Source organism: Engelhardtia mirabilis, assembly GCF_007748095.1.
Lineage (GTDB): Bacteria > Planctomycetota > UBA1135 > UBA1135.
The window spans coordinates 1,158,088-1,175,371 of record NZ_CP036287.1; the positions used below are offsets into that span (position 1 = coordinate 1,158,088).

Annotated in this window: 13 protein-coding genes; 9 read left to right on the forward strand and 4 right to left on the reverse strand. The window is 69.3% G+C overall.

Annotated features, from left to right (window positions below; genetic code table 11):
* Positions 1-121 precede the first annotated feature (121 nt).
* On the forward strand, positions 122-2,638 hold the full coding sequence (locus Pla133_RS04305) for a PQQ-binding-like beta-propeller repeat protein (protein WP_145062824.1): 2,517 nt from the start codon (positions 122-124) through the stop codon (positions 2,636-2,638).
* 97 nt (positions 2,639-2,735) lie between these two features.
* Here Pla133_RS04305 and Pla133_RS04310 read toward each other — a convergent pair whose 3' ends face one another.
* The 3 genes from Pla133_RS04310 to Pla133_RS04320 form a co-directional block, all read right to left on the reverse strand.
* Positions 2,736-3,311, reverse strand: coding sequence for a hypothetical protein (locus Pla133_RS04310; protein WP_145062827.1), 576 nt, complete (start codon positions 3,309-3,311; stop codon positions 2,736-2,738).
* 170 nt (positions 3,312-3,481) lie between these two features.
* Positions 3,482-3,976: a hypothetical protein gene (locus Pla133_RS04315; protein WP_145062830.1), complete on the reverse strand. Its 495-nt coding sequence runs from the start codon at positions 3,974-3,976 to the stop codon at positions 3,482-3,484.
* A gap of 399 nt (positions 3,977-4,375) precedes the next feature.
* Positions 4,376-4,921, reverse strand: a complete 546-nt coding sequence (locus tag Pla133_RS04320) for a hypothetical protein (protein ID WP_145062833.1) — start codon at positions 4,919-4,921, stop codon at positions 4,376-4,378.
* Between the two features lie 313 nt (positions 4,922-5,234).
* On the opposite strand from Pla133_RS04320, the gene Pla133_RS04325 reads away from it, so the two are divergent.
* The 4 genes from Pla133_RS04325 (at position 5,235) to cysC (ending at position 8,530) form a co-directional block, all read left to right on the forward strand.
* A complete protein-coding gene (locus tag Pla133_RS04325) occupies positions 5,235-5,450 on the forward strand; it encodes a ribbon-helix-helix domain-containing protein (RefSeq protein ID WP_145062835.1) in 216 nt (71 codons plus the stop codon).
* 202 nt (positions 5,451-5,652) lie between these two features.
* Positions 5,653-6,909, forward strand: a complete 1,257-nt coding sequence (locus tag Pla133_RS04330; protein WP_145062837.1) for a nucleotidyl transferase family protein — start codon at positions 5,653-5,655, stop codon at positions 6,907-6,909.
* 10 nt (positions 6,910-6,919) lie between these two features.
* Complete coding sequence (locus Pla133_RS04335) at positions 6,920-7,882, forward strand: sulfatase-like hydrolase/transferase (RefSeq protein WP_419192116.1); 963 nt, start codon at positions 6,920-6,922, stop codon at positions 7,880-7,882.
* Between the two features lie 108 nt (positions 7,883-7,990).
* Positions 7,991-8,530 (forward strand): adenylyl-sulfate kinase, encoded by a 540-nt coding sequence (gene cysC, locus Pla133_RS04340; RefSeq protein WP_145062839.1) that lies wholly within the window; start codon positions 7,991-7,993, stop codon positions 8,528-8,530.
* Between the two features lie 171 nt (positions 8,531-8,701).
* Here cysC and Pla133_RS04345 read toward each other — a convergent pair whose 3' ends face one another.
* Complete coding sequence (locus Pla133_RS04345; RefSeq protein WP_419192117.1) at positions 8,702-10,789, reverse strand: sulfatase-like hydrolase/transferase; 2,088 nt, start codon at positions 10,787-10,789, stop codon at positions 8,702-8,704.
* Between the two features lie 505 nt (positions 10,790-11,294).
* Between Pla133_RS04345 and Pla133_RS04350 the strand changes: the two genes are divergently transcribed.
* The 4 genes from Pla133_RS04350 to Pla133_RS25930 all read left to right on the forward strand — a co-directional run bounded on the left by Pla133_RS04350 (position 11,295) and on the right by Pla133_RS25930 (position 17,033).
* On the forward strand, positions 11,295-13,466 hold the full coding sequence (locus tag Pla133_RS04350) for an alkaline phosphatase family protein (protein ID WP_145062843.1): 2,172 nt from the start codon (positions 11,295-11,297) through the stop codon (positions 13,464-13,466).
* The gene (locus tag Pla133_RS04355; protein ID WP_145062845.1) at positions 13,466-15,757 is read left to right on the forward strand and encodes an alkaline phosphatase family protein; all 2,292 of its coding nucleotides are present in this window, start codon (positions 13,466-13,468) and stop codon (positions 15,755-15,757) included. The genes Pla133_RS04350 and Pla133_RS04355 overlap by 1 nt, the downstream gene beginning before the upstream one ends.
* A gap of 94 nt (positions 15,758-15,851) precedes the next feature.
* Positions 15,852-16,049, forward strand: a complete 198-nt coding sequence (locus tag Pla133_RS04360) for a hypothetical protein (RefSeq protein ID WP_145062847.1) — start codon at positions 15,852-15,854, stop codon at positions 16,047-16,049.
* A 117-nt stretch (positions 16,050-16,166) separates the two neighbouring features.
* Positions 16,167-17,033 carry a hypothetical protein gene (locus Pla133_RS25930; protein ID WP_419192118.1) on the forward strand — a complete coding sequence of 289 codons (867 nt, stop codon included), beginning with the start codon at positions 16,167-16,169 and terminating at the stop codon, positions 17,031-17,033.
* Positions 17,034-17,284 lie beyond the last annotated feature (251 nt).

Here is a 17,284-nt window from a genome sequence, read left to right on the forward strand (position 1 = left end):
GATTCGGCATAGGCTCTGGTTGGCCGTTCTTCCGCGAGTCAGAGGAACGGCAAGACTCGCTGCCGCCCCCGTCGCCGGAGGACGGAGCACCCTTTCCACCCTTGACCAACGGCTCTGACCAATGAACCTCTCTGTCCCGCTCGCAGCGACGCTGCTCTGTACCGCCCTCGCCAGCAGCACCCCCGCGCAGGTCTGTGATCAGTTCCTGGTCCTCGAAGCCGAGGACGGGACGGCGGTTGACCAGTTCGGCGCGGCGGTCGCCGTCGACGGGGGGCTGGTAGCAGTCGGCGCGCCCACCGCCGGCCAGACAGGTTCGGTCACGGTCTTCGACGCCGCGACCGGCGCGCAGCTCGTGCGCGTTACGCCGCCGGCTGCGAGCGGCGCCTCGAAGTTCGGATCGACACTGGACCTCGACGGAAACCTGATGGTTGTCGGAGCTCCCGACTCGACCGTCTCGTTCGTCGGCAACGCCGGGTCCGCCTACGTCGTCGACGTGACGACGGGCAGCCTGGTGACCGAGCTCCATCCCTCTGTCGCGACGCCCAAGGAGCACTTCGGGACCGCCGTCGCGATCGAGGGCACGATCGCGTTGGTCAGTAGCCACTCGAGCGCCACCGGGACCTTCGGCGTCGGTTCGCTCTACGCCTTCGACGCGATCACTGGCGTCGAGCTGTACAAGCTGTCGCCGAGCGGCGCGGACTACCTCGGCGCCTTCGGCAAGGCGATCGCAGTGGACCAGGGCCGGATCCTGGTCCGTGGCAACGGCGGTCTCGGTTTGCTGTACGAGCTGAGCACCGGCGCGCAGATCGGACAGCTCGTGCCGGAGTACGCCGGGCCCCAGGGCTTCGGGCCGATCGCCCTGGGCGGGGGGACGGCGCTCGTCGCTCGATCCGGCCCGCAGTCGACGAATGCCGAGACCCTGGTCTTCGACGTTGCGTCGGGCATCCAGCGAATGCACCTGACACCCGAGGACAGCATCTCGACGATCACTTCAGTGACCGCCGACGGTGGCCTGGCCGCCACGACGCAGGCTTCCGGCAGCTACGTCTACGACCTCGCCTCGGGAGCCCAGGTCGGCAAGCTGATCGCCGACGGGCCCGTCTCCTACTCCCTGGGCGGCTCCAGCATCGCGATCGGAGGCGACCTCGTGGCCGTCGGCAGGACGACGAACGGGAGCGGCGGCGCGGGCTACGTCGTCGTCTTCGACCTGTCCGACTGCAACCTCGCTCCGCTGCCTGACCCCGCGCAGGTCTGCACCGAGGCTCGCAAGTTCGTGGACAGCGCCAGTCTGGTCTTCGAGGACTTCGGCAGGTCGGTCGGCGTCGACGGCTCGCTGGGAGTCATCGGCAGCAAGAGTCGCGGCGCGAGAATCGTCGACCTGGTCAGCGGATCGGAGCTGTTCGAGCTGGACGCGGGGGTGGGGACGCTCGGCGCCGGCTTCGGGCATGCGGTCGCGATCGACGGCGGTCTCGCGATCGTCGGCGCGCCGATCGCCAGTGGAGTCCTGCCCAATGCCGGGCAGGCCTTCATGTTCGATGCGGTCTCCGGCTCCCTCGTCCTTGAGCTGCTGGCCGACGACCCCGAAACGGGGGACAGGTTCGGCCTCGCGGTGGCGATCAGCGGACAGCGCGCCGTCGTGGGTGCGCCGGATGACCTCGTCGGCGCCGGCAGCGGCTCGACGTACCTCTATGACGTGGGGCAGTCCGCCGCCCTGGCCAAGCTCGCTCCCGCGACGGCCCAGTGGCCCGACGAGTTCGGGCGCAGCGTGGCGATCTCCGACTCGAGCGTGGCGGTGGGCAGTCTCGGCGCCGTGCATCTGTTCAGGGCCAGCGACGGACTGTTCCTGCGCACGATCGCGTGGCCGAGCCAGCTCGACTCGTTCGGCCAGGCTCTGGCACTCAGTGGCGATACCCTCGTCGTCGGACTCGAGGGCGCTGCGATCACCTTCGACGTTCCCTCGGGCGCGCTCTTGGCGGTGCTCGAGCCCAGCGACGGTGTTGCGAGTGACCAATTCGGGGTCGCCGTCGGGATCCACGGCAACCTGGCGATCGTGGGCGCCCGCGGCGACTACGACCAGGGCTACGACTCGGGGTCTGCGTACCTGTTCGATCCCTACACGGGAGCCGAGTTGGCCAAGCTGCTGGCGAGCAGCGGCGGCGCCGGGGACCTGTTCGGGTCGGCGGTCGACATCGATGGATCCCACGTGATAGTCGGCGCGATCCGGGTGGGCAACGTGGGGGCGGGCTACTCCTTCGACGTTCCCGTCGGGGCCTGGGCCGGGCTCGGCGGAGGCCAGTTCGGTACCAAGGGACTGCCGGTACTCACGGGTTGCGGTCTGACCGCCCAGAACGCGGCGCTGACCCTGACCCTGACCGGTGGCCGACCCGCGTCACCAGCCTTGGTCGTGCTCGGAGGTTCCCAAGTCTCGCTGCCCTTCCTGGGCGGCGTGCTGGTGCCCTTCCCGGACGTCGTCGTCACGACGCTCTCGACCGAGGTCGACGGCTCGCTCCAGGTCGACCTGACGATCGCGCCGGCCCTGCCTGGCGGCGCACAGATCTTCAGCCAGGTTTGGATCCCCGACGCCCTCGCGCCGCTCGGCGCCGCCGCGAGCAACGGGCTGATGGTCACCGCCCCCTGAGTCGCCCAGCGCCGTGGGCCCATTGACCGCGCCGCGGGGTCTGCGATGCAAGAGACCCCGCGGCCGGCGCGATTCAGTCACGGACTGACCGGCGTCGTCATTTGGAGATGTAGCCGAGGGACTCGAGCTTGCTCTTCAGTTGTGGATCGCGCTCGGACTCGTCCTCGATGCTCTTCAGCAGCGCTTGCAGGGGTGAGTCGTCCTCGAAGCGAGCGAGGCCCGCGTGGACCAGGTCCAGAGCAGAGAGAAAGTCCCGCTGTTCGGCGAGCTGCTTGGCGCCGGAGGCGTAGTCGCGGCGCTGGTAGAGGTCCGGGTGCTCCTCGGCCAGCTCCAGCAGGATCACGGCCGCCTCGCCACTGTTGAGCGGGATCAGGGCCTGGCCCAGGTCGCGCCGCAGGCTCGGAGCCAGGGGGTCCGTGGGGTCGGTCGAATCGAGGGCGCGCCGTAGCAGGGTGACCGAGCGTTGGAAGTCGCCGGCGCTGCGAGCGTCGAGCGCGGCGACCTGAAGTTCGGCGGCTCCGGGGTCGGAACAGGCCTGCAAGGCGAGGAGTAGCAGCCCGGCGAGGGGGACGGTGAAACGCCCGCAACGCTGTTCCGCGCTGGAACCGCGAGTCTGCTCGCCCAAGCAGACAGCGAGCGGACGGGCGATGTTGTTCTCGATCGACTGCGGCAAGGGGGCTCTCCGTGCTGGGGACCGCCGCAGGTACGCGATGGCCGCAGCGGAGTTGGTCCTCGCCCGCCTCCGAACGAAGAACGCCGCAGGTCCCCGTGGTCGGGGCCCTGCGGCGTTCTGCGCCCGTGTCGTCGCCGGCCCGGATCAGGTCCGGTCCGGGGTGGGCGGCCTCACTCGCCGATGTAGCCCAGACCCTCGAGGGCGGCCATGCCAGCGGCGTCGCCGGAGGCCAGGACGTCGCGCTTGATCAGCTCCATCAGCTCGACGAGCTTGGGCGACTCGGACTCGCCGAAGTGCTTGATACCGGCGTCGACCACGGTCGATGCCTCGGAGTAGGCCTTGGCGTCCTTGAGCTGGCGGCCGATGCCCATGAAGTCGCGCTCGGTCAGCTCGTCGCCGTGCTCCTCGACCATGGCCATGAACACGTCCGTCGCGGCGGAGGCGTCCGTGTGGGTCAGGGCGTTGGCCAGGTCGAGACGGATGGTCAGGGCCAGGTCGCCGTCGGCACTCTTCAGCGCGTCGTTGTAGGAGGCGATGGCGGCGTCGAAGTCGCCGGCGCTGGCCTGGTCGAGGCCCTGGTTGTGGAGGTCGGTCGGGGTCGCGGCGCCGCCACAGGAGACGAGGGCGATCAGGCTGCAGGCGGCGAAGAGGCGAAGGGAACGCATGGCTCGATGGATGGTTCGGCTCCTGGTGGCGGAGCGTGGAGGGCGTCGACCCGAAGCACCGGCTGGCGCAGATCGATCGGAAGGCGTCGCTCCGAATCGGCTGAGACGGGGCTCAGCAGGAGCGTCGGGCGCGGTGGGGGCGGGTCAGTCCGGCCGGACCTTCCCGCCCACGGCCCGCTCGCGACGCCGAAGCCTACTGCGCTGCCAGCCGACCGGCCAGATTCGCACGCGGGTCAGGAGTCCGCGTCGAGGCGCTGCAGAAGCTTCGGAGTCAGAGACCAGGAGTCAGGGTGGGGCGCGCCGTGCCCACGGTGCGCTCACCGGTTGGATACGCCCCCGCTCGGCCCCCGTTGGCGGGTGGCAGCGGAATCACGTCGAAAACCAAGCATCAGCCGCAGCTCAGACGCCGTCGGAGTCGGCGTCGGGCGGGGCGGGCCCGCGCGCGGGCGCGAAGTTCGGCACCGACTCGCCGCTGCCGTCCGGCCCGTTGATCCGAACCCGCAGGTTCTCGCGACGGGTGGCCAGGCGCTCTTCGCCCGGGAACTGCTCCACGGCGAACTCGGCAATGGCCAGGGCCTCGCCCAGGCGCTCCGCCCGGGCCCAGTTGTCGATCAGCAGCTCGGCACGCTTGGGGTTGAGCAGGCCGGGCACCCTGGCCGCCTCGGCGCGCAGCTCGTCGAAGGCGGTCTCGGGCTGCTCCCACACGGACACGATCAGCTCCCCGGCCCGCATCCGCGCGTACTCGGGGTGGGTGGTCAGGTCCCCCGCGCCGACCTCGTCGGTGATCAGGTCCCGGGCCGCGCCGAAGTACTTGGTGGCCTCGTCGGGCAGCTCGAAGGCGAGGGCCCGGTAGCCGCTGCCGTTCATGTCCCCGGCGTCGATGCCGCAGGCGGTCAGGAGCAGGCTGAGCAGGATCGGGAGCAGGGTTCGGTGGGTCGGGACCATGGCACCGGGGAGGCTATCCGCGGGATTCCGCGGGTTGCTGCAAATTCACCGTGGGCCCGCGCTTGCGGCCGGCATCCGTCTCGAGTGACGGGCCAGGGGTGGCGCGACACTCCGATCGGAGTATCCTCCCGGAGTGCGATTGGAGTGCATTGAGTGCTCTGATCGGAGTGCAGCCCCCATCCAGGGCCTCGAGAACGCCCCTCGAGCCCAGATCACACTCTGATCGGAGTGTGACTGTCGGACGCCGGCACCACCTCCGCTGCGCCCGGTCCCCCCGCCTCCGACCCCCTTCGTCTTCCTCCCTCCCCCCGCCGTGCGCGAGTCCAAGGTCACCGTCAAGATCCCCCGCCCCCTCTACCGCAAGATCCAAGCGGTCGTCGAGGGGTCCGGCTTCAGTTCGCCGACGGACTTCATCGTCTACGTCCTGCGCGACCTGATGGGCGAGCACGACGAGGTCGAGCGCACCGACTTCTCCAAGGAGGAGCTCGAGGACGTCAAGCGCAAGCTCAAGAACCTCGGCTACCTCTGACCGGCCGTTCTCCAGCCGGATCCTCTGCAGCCGGACCCAGCAATCCGAGTGCGCCTCCGCGAGCGCACAGCCATCCCCCCGACCCCCGAGTGACCGCGCGACCGGACGTCGACGGCTTTCGAGCCACCGATGATCGTCGCCGGAGTCCCGACCCGACCACGTTCCTCGCGGCCCCGCGCCGCCTCTTCCACCGAAGCCCCAGATGAGCTCCAACATCGCCCCCGTGCACGGCGGACTCGACGCCCCCGTCGATCGTCACGTCGCCGAGGCTGACTTCGACCGCGCCACCCTCGAGGATGCGCCGCGCATCGACGTCAACGAGACCGACCAGACCACCCTCTACCGCATCGCGGACGGCACCCTGAGCCCGATCGAGGGCCCCATGGGCGCGGCCGACATGGCGACCGTCCTGAAGGGCGCCTACATCGAGCGCGGTGGTAAGAAATGGGCCTGGGGCATCCCGACCATCCTGCCGGTGACCGATGCGGAGGCCGCGACGCTCGAGGTCGGTGGCAAGGCCGCGCTCGTGCGCGACGGTCACGTCTTCGGCGTGCTCGAGGTCGCCGAGATCAACGACTGGGACAAGGCCGCCTTCATCAAGGGCTGCTACGGGACCGACCGCACCGACCACCCCGGCGGCGCCCTGTGGACCGAGGACAAGCGCTCGAAGTACGTCGCCGGCAAGATCCGCCTGGTGCCCTTCAAGGACGAGCGCCCCTTCGCCAAGCGCGTGATGTCGCCGCGCGAGACGCGCTCGCTGATCGCCCAGGCCGGCTGGGAGCAGACCATCGGCTTCCAGACCCGCAACCCGCTGCACCGCGCCCACGAGTACGCCCTGGTCTACGGGGCCGAGGTGATCCTGCGCGAGACCGGCCGCAACACCGGCGTGATCCTCAACCCGCTCGTCGGTCAGCTCAAGGGTGACGACGTCCCCGCGGCGACCCGCATGGAGACCTACGAGCGCCTGGTCGAGGGGCGTTTCCTCGGCGACGGCGACAAGGACGAGGCCCTTTGGAAGTCCAAGGGACAAGACCTCAACGACCAGCTGTCGCTGATCGGCCTGGACATGCGGATGTACTACGGCGGTCCGCGCGAGGCGCTGATGCACGCCATCTACCGCCAGAACCTGGGTCTGACCCACTTCATCATCGGCCGCAAGCACGCCGACGCGCCCTTCTTCGACGGCTCCCCGATCTGGGGTGACTTCGACGCCCAGGAGATCTTCCAGAACATCGAGGGCGATCTGCAGATCAAGACCGTGAACGTCGGCTTCGCCGCCTACTTCGAGGAGCTGGGCCGCGTGGGCCTGGTGGCCGAGAACAAGGACAAGACCATGGTCAGCATCTCGGGCACCAAGGTGCGCGAGCAACTGGTGGAAGGTCAGAAGCCCGATCCGCGCATCATGCGTCCGTCCACGGCCGAAGTGCTGGTGCGCTTCTACGCCGCCAAGAAGAAGTAAGGCAGCTCCCATGGGACTCTTCGACATCTTCAAGGCGAAGCCGGAGCCGGGCCCCAAGCCCAAGCCGCGTCCGCTGCCCCTGCGTGGGGGCGGCATGCCGCCGCATCCGGCGCCCCAAGCCGAGAACCACTTCATCGTGATCACGCTCGACTCGTGCCGCTACGACTCCTTCATGGAGGCGGCGCCGAAGACGATCACGAAGCTGTCGGGTGGCAAGGTCGAGAAGCGCTACACCTACGCCTCTTGGACGGCGCCGTCGCACTACAACCTTCTGACCGGACTCTTCCCGCACACGAGCCCGCAACACGTCTACGCGAGCGAGTACTACAAGGAAGACTTCTACAACTACAACGCGCGCCTGGGCGCCGGGTCGAAGAAGATCGACTTCGGCGAGATGGTGCCTGGTCTGTGGTTGCCGGAGTTCCTGCGGAACAAGATGGGCTACCACACCGGTGCGCGCGTGTCGCTGCCGGTGCTGAACCCCAAGACGGGCGTCAACCGCTTCTTCGACAGCTTCCAGTTGATGGACAGCCACAACGACATGGCCGCCATGTTGCCGACGCTGAAGTTCGACTCGGAGCGCCCCAGCTTCTACATGCTGAACGTGGGGGAGACGCACTACCCCTACGCGAAGCCCAATGAAGACTCGTCCATGTGGCCGCGGATCTCGGGCGTCAACGGCGTGTTCAAGAAGATGAACGCGCAGATCGACGAGAACGACCCGGACTTCAAGGAGGAGTTCCAGTTCTTCGACCAGGACAAGATGGACCAGCTCAAGGAGCGCCAGATCGACACCGTCAGGTACCTCGACGGCGTCTTCGAGCAGCTCTACGACATGGTCCCGGAGAACACCTACATCATCGTCACCGCCGACCACGGCGAGTGCTTCGGCGAGGGTGGCTACTTCGGCCACGGTCCGATCATGCACGAGAAGACCTTCGAGGTGCCTTACCTCGAGGGCAAGCTGCGCTGAGCTTCGGCGCAGATGCGCGCGGCGCCCTGCGTCGCGCGCACCGATCAACGCGCGGGCGCACCCGCGTCGTCCTGAACCCACTCCTACCCCCCGACCCAACCTGATCCCATGTCCGACCGCCAAGGCTTCATCCTTTGGTTCACCGGCCTCTCGGGTGCTGGCAAGAGCACCCTGGCCGAGTACATCACCCCCAAGCTGAAGGACCTCGGTGTCCTCGTCGAGACCCTCGACGGCGACGAGGTTCGTCAGAACCTCTCGAAGGGGCTCGGCTTCTCGAAGGAAGACCGCGACACCAACATCCGCCGTATCGGCTACGTCGCGAACCTGCTGTCGCGCAACGGCGTGTGCTCGATCACCGCGGCCATTTCGCCCTACCGCGAAGTGCGTCGTGAGTGCCGCGAGCTGTCCGAGGCGCCCTTCATCGAGATCTACGTCGAGGCGCCCCTCGCCGTGGTCGAAGAGCGCGACACCAAGGGCCTCTACAAGAAGGCCCGCGCCGGCATCATCAAGGAGTTCACCGGGGTCTCCGATCCCTACCACGAGCCCGAGAACGCCGAGATCGTGGTCCACACCGGCAACGAGTCGATCGAGGAGTCGGGCGAGAAGATCCTGGCCTACCTGCGCGAGCGCGGCCTGCTGCCCGCCTGATCGCGGCTGCGAGCCAGCTTCCCGGATCAAGAATCTGGCAGTGCTCCTCGGGCCCTGGTCCCACCGGACCCGCTGGTGGTGCCGCCGAAGCGCTGATCCAGGATGCTCATCGTGCGGCGTCGCGCTTCGTGCGCGGCGCCGCACGAGACGTTCGGGTCCGCCCGTTGGCGCTCAGTCCTCGTCGGCGGCGTAGCCCAGCGCGCGCAGCCGGGCCCGCGCCTCGGGCCCGAGCACGGCCCGGCGGGGAGCCACCGCGGGCGGGACCGAGAGCGCTCGCTGACGCGCTTGCAGGGCCTCGAGGGTCGGCGATGGCGACTCGACCGGGGTCGGTGCCCACTCGTTCGGATCGAGCTCGAGGTCGAAGTGCTGCAGGCGCTGGGGCTCGTCCCACTCGATCCACTTGTCGACACCGGCCACGATGGCCCGCGACTCGGGGTGCTCTGCGGAGGTGCAGGCCCAGGCGAACGCCGCACTGCCCGCGGAGGCGCCGCCCAGTGGCACACCGACCCAGCGCGGGTCCGGTTCCACCCCCGCCCAGGAGGCGATCGTCGGCGTGAGGTCGAGCAGGCTCACGGTCGTAGGGTCGAACCCGGGCGCGATGTCGGGGCCGTGGATGAACAGCGGGATCCGGATCAGTTCCTCCCAGAGGGCGTGTCCGTGCGATGCGCCGTCGTGCTCGCCGAACTCCTCGCCGTGGTCGCTGGTGAAGACTGTGAAGGTCGGCACGGCCCGCTCGTCCAACGCGGACCAGAGCGGGGCGAGGGCCGAGTCGAGCGCCTTGGCGCTGGCGACGTAGAGGTCCCAGTCGCGCTCGACGACGCCGCGAAACACCCCGGCCAGCCCCGCCTCGTCGAGCCCCCGTGGATCAAGGCTCGGGTCGAGCAGCGCAGCGTCCCTCAGACGCGGACCGAGCCCGGGCCGCAGGCGCGCGGCGACGTCGGGCAGCGGTCCGTCGGGCCCGGCGTGGTAGGGGGCGTGGGCGCGGTAGCTCTGGACGTACAGCAGGAGGGGCCGGGGATCGTCGTCGCGCAGCTCGGCGAGGGCCGTCTCCACGGTGCGCTCGACGGACCGTGACCGCTCGTCGAACACGGCGAAGCCGCGGTCGAGGCCGTAGTCGGCCGAGACGTAGACACCCTCGGTCACGGCCGCCGTCCGATAACCCGCTTCCTGGAGCAGCGCGGCGAGGCGCGGCAGGGCGTCGGGCAGCGAGCGCCCGGAGTTGATCGCGCCGTGCCCGAGGGGCGGAAGGCCGGTCAGGAGCGAGGCCTGCGAGGGCAGCGTCCACGGCGCGTTCGACCGCGCGCCGAGGTACACACGCGACCGCGCCGCAAGGGCGTCGACCCCGGGCATCGGCCCGGCGCCAGGGTCGTCGTCGCGGTAGGCGGCGAGCATGTCCGCCCGCAGGGTGTCGGCCAGGAACACGACGATGTCGGGCCGCGTATCGTCCGAGCGGGCCCGCGGCACGTCGATCCAGGGGTCGATCGCCGCGGCGAGGCACGGCGGTCCGTCGACGGTCAGGGTCACCGACCGCGCTCCGGCGGGGATCTCGATGCAGCGCGTGGTCCGACTCCCGACAAAGGTCGCCGCCTGCTCGAAGCGGGCTGCCTCCCGACCGTCGACGTCGAAGCGGAAGGTGACCGGTTGACCGTCGGCGACCTCCGCGTTGGCGGCGGACCAGGTCGCGACGCGCAGCTCGCGCTCGACCGCGGACGGGGCGAAGTCGATCCGCCGCGGCTGGCCCATGGTGAGCGGGATGCCGTTGGCGGAGAGCTGGGGCAGCCGCAAGCGCCAACCGAACGGTCCGAGCTCGCCCAGGGGCAGGGTCAGCCGCACCTGTGCTCGCTGGGGAGGCTCGGGCGCCGACAGCCAGATCTGCGAGCCGGCTGCGAGCCAGCGACCGCGGTTGGCCTCGACCTCGGCCGGGCTCGGCAGGGCCTGGCCGAGGGGGAAGCGCGGGGCCTCGACGTCGTCGAGCAGCAGCACGGCATCGGTCGGGCGGAGCAGCGGGACCGGCAGCGGCAGGACCCAGACCCCGTCGAGCGGCCCTCGCTCCCAGGCCTCCAGCGGCGTGTCGAGGACGGCGGTGACCCCGTCGCCGGATCCGAGCGGCTCCAGGCTCCACCCGGGCCACCCCTCCGCGGGCAGACGCCACGGCCCGGCCTCGAGCGGAGGCACCTCGTAGCCCGCGCTGAGCGGGACCGGATCCGGCCGCTGGTCACCCCCGCAGCCGGCGGCCAGGAGGGCGCCGAGGAGCGGCACGGCCAGGGCTCGGCTCGCGGGCCGCCCCGGCGAGGGGCTCGCGTGTGGCATGGCGGGGCGCAAGGGCGGGCTGGCGATCAGCAGGGAACACCGATCGCGCCCCGGAAGTCGTTGGGCGGGCTGCGACCGAGTGCCGGCGAATCGGACCATTCACGGCCGGCCCGGTCCGAGAGTCTAGCGAGCCGTGGGGAGCAGCTGCCTCGACAGCGCCCGACCCTTCTCCCGCCGGTCGTGACCCGGCCGAGGGCGCCGCCAGAAAGCCGTCGGATCGATCCCACCTTGACAGTCCCTGGGCCGTACCCGGGTATCCTGCAGGGCCCGAAATCGCGCCTCGCGCGACTCGAACCCCGCCTCCCCATCCCCAGGCACCCGGATACCGGCCGCCCCGCGCCCCCGGACTGCCATCCGGCCTCAGCCGACGCCGCACGGGCGCCGATGAGAGGGGTCCCGCCGCCCCGGTGGGCACCGGTTCCGCCCGCCACGACCTCGACGTCTCCCCGCTTCCATGCAGATCGGTCAGCGCACCCTCCGCGCCGCCCTCGCCACCATCGGCGTCGGCGTCCTAACTGCCAGCCCGGCCTCCGCCTACGTCGGCCCCGGTGCCGGTTTCGCGGCCGCCGGCGGCGCCCTCGTGCTGGTCGGCACCTTCGCCCTGGCCTTCGGCATCGTGGCCATCTGGCCGCTCAAGGCCGCGGTCCGTTGGGTCCGCATGCGTGGCGTGGCGAAGCCCAAGGTCAAGCGCATGATCGTCGTCGGTCTCGACGGCTTCGACCCGGGCCTGGCCAAGAAGTTCAGTGAGCAGGGGCTGATGCCGAACTTCAAGGCGCTCGAGGAGCAGGGCTGCTTCGCCCCGCTCGCGACCGCCTACCCGTCGATCTCGCCCGTGGCCTGGTCGAGCTACGCCACCGGCGTCGACGCCTCGCGCCACAACATCTACGACTTCCTGACCCGGGACCCCTGCAACTACCTGCCGATGCTGTCGTCGACGGAGATCAAGACTCTCCCTCGCACGCTCAACCTCGGCCTGGCCAAGGTGCCCTTCGGCCACAAGGTGGTGAACCGCCTCCTGCAGAAGAGCCAGCCCTTCTGGAAGCTGCTCGGCGACAACTACGTGTGGTCGTCGATCATCCGGGTCCCGATCACCTTCCCGGCCCAGAAGTTCAAGAACGGCACCCTGCTGGCGGGCATGTGCGTGCCCGACCTGCAGGGCACCCAGGGCTCGTTCTCGTTCTACTCGACCAAGCCGCGCCCGGCCGGCCAGCACATCGGCGGCCAGCAGTTCACCGTGCGCCGCAGCGGCAACCGCATCGACTCCAACCTGACCGGGCCCCACGGCGCCGACGGCAGCCGCATGAAGTGCCCCTTCGGCGTGGAGCTCGACGAGGCCACCCGCAAGGCCAAGATCACCGTGGGCGACGAGACCCATGAGGTCGGTTTCCGCGAGTACACCCCGTGGATGACGGTGCCCTTCAAGGGCGTGACCGGCATCGCGCGCTTCTACATCCAGGACTGGGACAAGGACGGGGTCGGCATCTACGTGACGCCGATCAACATCAACCCCGACGACCCGGCCATGCCGATCAGCCACCCCTTCGTCTACGCCATCTACCTGGCGAAGATGCAGGGGCCCTACGCGACCCTCGGCCTGGCCGAGGACACCTGGGCGCTGAACGAGCGGGTGGTCGACGAGGAGGCCTTCCTGAAGCAGGCCTGGCTGATCTTCGAGGAGCGCAAGAAGCAGCTCTGGGACGTCCTCGACAAGACCAAGAGGGGCTTCGTCACGGTGGTCTTCGACACCACCGACCGGATCAGCCACATGTTCTACCGCTACCTCGATCCCGAGCACCCGGCCAACGCCGGCAAGGACATCGAGAAGCACAAGGACGTGATCCCGCAGCTCTACGCCAAGATGGACGAGTTCCTGGTGGAGATCCGCGACAAGGTCAAGGAAGACCCCGAGACGGTCCTGATGATCATTTCCGACCACGGCTTCTGCAACTTCACGCGCTGCGTGAACCTGAACTCGTGGTTGCGCGACGAGGGCTACCTCGTGATGAAGGACGGCAAGCAGACCTCCGGCGACTACTTCGCCGACGTGGACTGGGATAAGACCCGCGCCTTCACCCTCGGCCTGACCGGGATCTTCATCAACCGTAAGGGGCGCGAGGCCAAGGGCACCGTCTCGAAGGGGCCGGAGATGGACGAGCTCTTGCGCGAGATCAAGGGCAAGCTCGAGGCCCTGCGCGACCCGAAGACCGGCGACACGGTGGTCAAGGAGGCCTTCATCACCAAGGAGCTGCACTCGGGTCCCTACGCGGACATGGCGCCGGAGCTGCTGGTGGGCTACGCGCGGAACTACCGCCACTCCTGGGACTGCGCCACGGGTGGCGTCTCCGAGGAGGTCTTCAGCGACAACACCAAGTCCTGGTCCGGTGACCACTGCGTCGACCCGCGCCTGGTGCCCGGGGTGTTCTGGTGCAATCGCGCGATCAACACCGAGACGCCGAACATCATGGACATCGCGCCGACCGCGCTGGATCAGTTCGGGGTCAAGATCCCGGCCTACATGCAGGGTCAGCCGCTGTTCGGTCCGCGCAAGCCCGACGCCACGCCGAAGACCGCGCCGGCGCCCGCGTCGCGCCCCGCGGCCGACCCCGCGCGGGAGGTGGTGCAGTGATGCTGCCGCGTTGGACCGTCTACCCGGCGGTCGCGATCCTGGCGGTCACGGTCTCGCCGGCGATCCCCAAGCGGCTTGCGCCGGTGGAGGCGCCGGCGGCGGCCGTCGCATCGGCGGCTGTCGCGCCCGCTGCTGTGCCCGCCGTGAAGGCCAAGCACCCGCGCCTGGTCGTGCTGGGCATCGACGGGATGGACCCGGACCTCTTGGCCGAGGTGATCGAGCGCTTCCCCGAGCGCACGAAGAACTTCCAGTGGCTGGTGAACCAGGCCGACGGGATCCACTCCCTGGGGACATCCCTGCCGCCCCAGAGCCCGGTGGCCTGGTCGGACTTCATCACCGGGCGCGATCCGGGTGGCCACGGGATCTACGACTTCATCCACCGCGACTACGTCACGCGCGGGGCGTTGGGCTCGACCACGCGGCCCGGCGCGGGCTCGTTCTTCGGCCTGATCCCCGGGTCCGAGGAGTCGAACCGCTCGGGCAAGTCCTTCTGGCAGGTCCTGGCCGAGCACGGCGTGCCGGCCGACGTGTGGCGCATGCCGGCCAACTTCCCCGTCGAGGAGTCCAAGGGGCTCTCGTTCCCCGGGATGATGACCCCGGCCATCGACTCGGCCTACGGCCAGGCGACGCTGTACACGACGGACCCGTTCGCCGCGAGCAGCCTCGACTACTCGAAGATCGTCGACGACGCGGACTTCGCTGAGCGGGGTGGAGTGATCCGGACCTTCGTCTTGGGGCCCGACGCCGACATCGACGGGCGCAAGGCTCCCGCGCGCGCTCCGATGAAGATCTACGTCGATCGCGAGGCCGGAGCCTGCGCGATCGAGATCGGGACCCAGACGATCGTGGTCGAGCCGGGTCAGTGGACCGACTTCATGGAGGTCGAGTTCACGGTCAGCGACATGGCACCGGGTTGGCTCGACTGGCTGCCCGGCGTCGACGACCCGATCGGCGGCGTGGTGCGCTTCTACCTGCGCTCGATGGAGCCCGAGGTCGAGCTCTACGCCTCGCCGGTGAACATCGATCCGCGCAACCCGGCCATGGACGTGTCCCAGCCGAGCTCGGCCAGCGCCGACCTGGCCGACGCGATCGGGACCTACTACACCCAGGGCATGGCCGAGGACGTCAACGCCCTCAAGGAGCACCTGCTCACCGACGCCGAGTTCCTCGAGCAGTGCAAGCTGGTCTACACCGAGCGGCGGGCCATGTTCGAGCACGCCCTCGACCGCTACGAGGACAAGCAGGACGGGGGCCTGCTGTTCTTCTACTACTCCACGGTCGACCTGATGTCCCACATGCTGTGGCGGCACTTCCAGGCGGACCACCCGAACCACGACGCGCAGCTCGCCGAAGAGAGCACGGCCTCCTGGTCGGGCCGCCCGGGGAGCCTGTGGAAGGACATCATCTACGACGTCTACCTGACCATGGACCCGGTCCTGGGTCGCATCCGCGAGCGCATGGAGCGCAGCCCGGAGCCCTGGACCCTGGTGGTCATGAGCGATCACGGCTTCGCGCCCTACACGCGCAAGTTCAGCATCAACACCTGGCTGCTCGAGAACGGCTATCTGGTGCCGAAGGAGCCCGTCTGGGCCAAGGCCGACGAGGCGCAGCTCGAGGCGCTGCAGGCCCAGGGGCTCGCGGACGACGAGGGCTACGTGCTGGGTGAGGACGGCCAGCGAGTCCAGCTCACCGACGGCCGCGAGCTGCCGAAGAGTGACCCGGCCTACTCGGCGCGGGTGATCACGGCCCACGTGGACTGGTCCAAGACCCGCGCCTACGGCATGGGCTTCAACGGTCTCTACCTGAACCTGGCCGGTCGCGAGCTCGACGATCCGCACACGGACGAGGACGAGTCCGGCATCGTCACAGCGGACCAGCGCCGTGCCCTGCTGGAGCAGATCAAGGCCGAGCTGGAGGCCATCGTCGATCCCGAGACCGGCGAGCGGGTGATCCTGCACGCTGACATCGCCGAGGACGCTTACGCCAACTCCGAGCGGCTCGCCGAGGCCCCCGACCTGTTGGTCGGCTTCAACGTCGGCTACTGCAACTCGGACCCGGCCTCGATCGGCTACATCCCCCATGACATCTTGGCGGACAACCTGGGCGGCACGTTCAACGGCTCGCACCTGATGGCGCCCGAGGTGGTTTCGGGCATCCTCTTGTCCAACGCGCGCGTGGCCCCCGGGGACCACAACCTGCGGGACCTGACCGTCGAGGTGCTCGGCTTCTACGGCATCGAGCCCATCGAGGGCATGGGCGGACACCGCGTGCTCGCGGGACCGGCCAACTGACGGCGCCCCCGGGCGACGGACCTGCGACCTCTCAACCAGACCGACTCACCAACCTGACCCGGGCCGACTCGGCCCATCGACCCAAGGACGACCCATGTTCGGCGGCGGAAACAAGATCAAGCTCGAGAAGGACCTCATCGACCGCGCCAAGCGCGTTGCGGAAGTGGCGGGCTACGCCTCGGCCGAGGAGTTCATCTCCCACATCGTCGAGCGCGAGCTCGCCCAGTTCGAGGGTGACGACTCCGACGAGGACATCACCGAGAAGCTGCGCGGCCTGGGCTACATCAGCTGACGCCGGCCCTCGCATTCGGTCCCCCTCGGTCGCGCTCGTGACCTGATCGGTCGAATCCACTGATCGATCAGGCGCCCGGCGCGCGGCCCTCCCCTCGACCCGACTCCCCCCCCCCCGATGGATCTGATCAACGGCACGATGACGTCGATCTTCGACGTCCTGATGTCCGTGTTCGGCCTCGCAGGCCCGACGGTCGCGTTGATCTTGATCAGCGGCGTCTTCGGCATCCTGGCGCTGATCTGCTTCAAGTACATCTCTTGGCAGGGCGGCATCAAGGGCACCAAGGACAAGATCAAGGGGGGCATGATCGCGATCCGCCTCTACCAGAACGACCTGGGGATCGTGGCCAAGTCGGTGGCGACGGTGCTGGGCCGCAACTTCCAGTACCTGGGGCTGAACTTCGGGCCGATCTTCCCCCTGCTGGTGCCCTTCACTTTGGTCGCGGCCCAGCTCGTGGTGCGCTTCGGCTTCGACCCGGTGCCGCTCACGGACATGACCCAGGGCCAGCACCTGGCGGGGCAGGGCACGGTGCTCGAGGTCGCCATGGCGGAGGGCGACGAGGCCCGCGTTGCGGACCTCGAGATCGAGTTGCCGGCCACCCTGCAGGCCACCTCGAAGCTGGTGCGCGTGCCCAGTGAGGGCCGCGCCTGGATCGAGTTCGTGGCGATCGAGTCGGGGGTCGAGGACATCCTGATCCGCGTCGGCGACACCGAGTTGACCAAGCAGATCGTCACCGGCGACGCCGAGCGTCCCGCCGTCATGCAGCCCGAGCGTGTGGGGGGCTTCTTCGCCGCTTGGCTCTGGCCGGCCGAGAAGACGACCTCGGGCACGCCCGTGGAGCACATCAAGTTCACCTACCCCGACCGCACCCTGCCCTGGATGGGCCTGTTGCCCGGGGGCGCGATGGGGGTCCTGACGATCTTCCTGATCGCCTCGATGCTGTTCGGCGTGCTGATCCTGAAGCCCCTCGGCATTCAGATCTGACGGCGGACCGGCGGCGCCCGGGAGATCGAGCTGCGCTGCCTACGCGTTGCTGGCCCGGCCGCGCCGCAAGCACTCGCCCGACCTATCCAGGGGACGTCTCCCCACAGGCAGCTTGCGAGGGCCAGGCCACCCGGCGGCCCGGGGAGGGGTGGCAGCGCGCACCCGTTCGTAGCAAGAGAACGAGGCGGGTGTGCGCTGCCGAAGGTCGTCAAGCAACCGAGCGCAAGTCTGCTCGGCAGGTTCGAATCGGC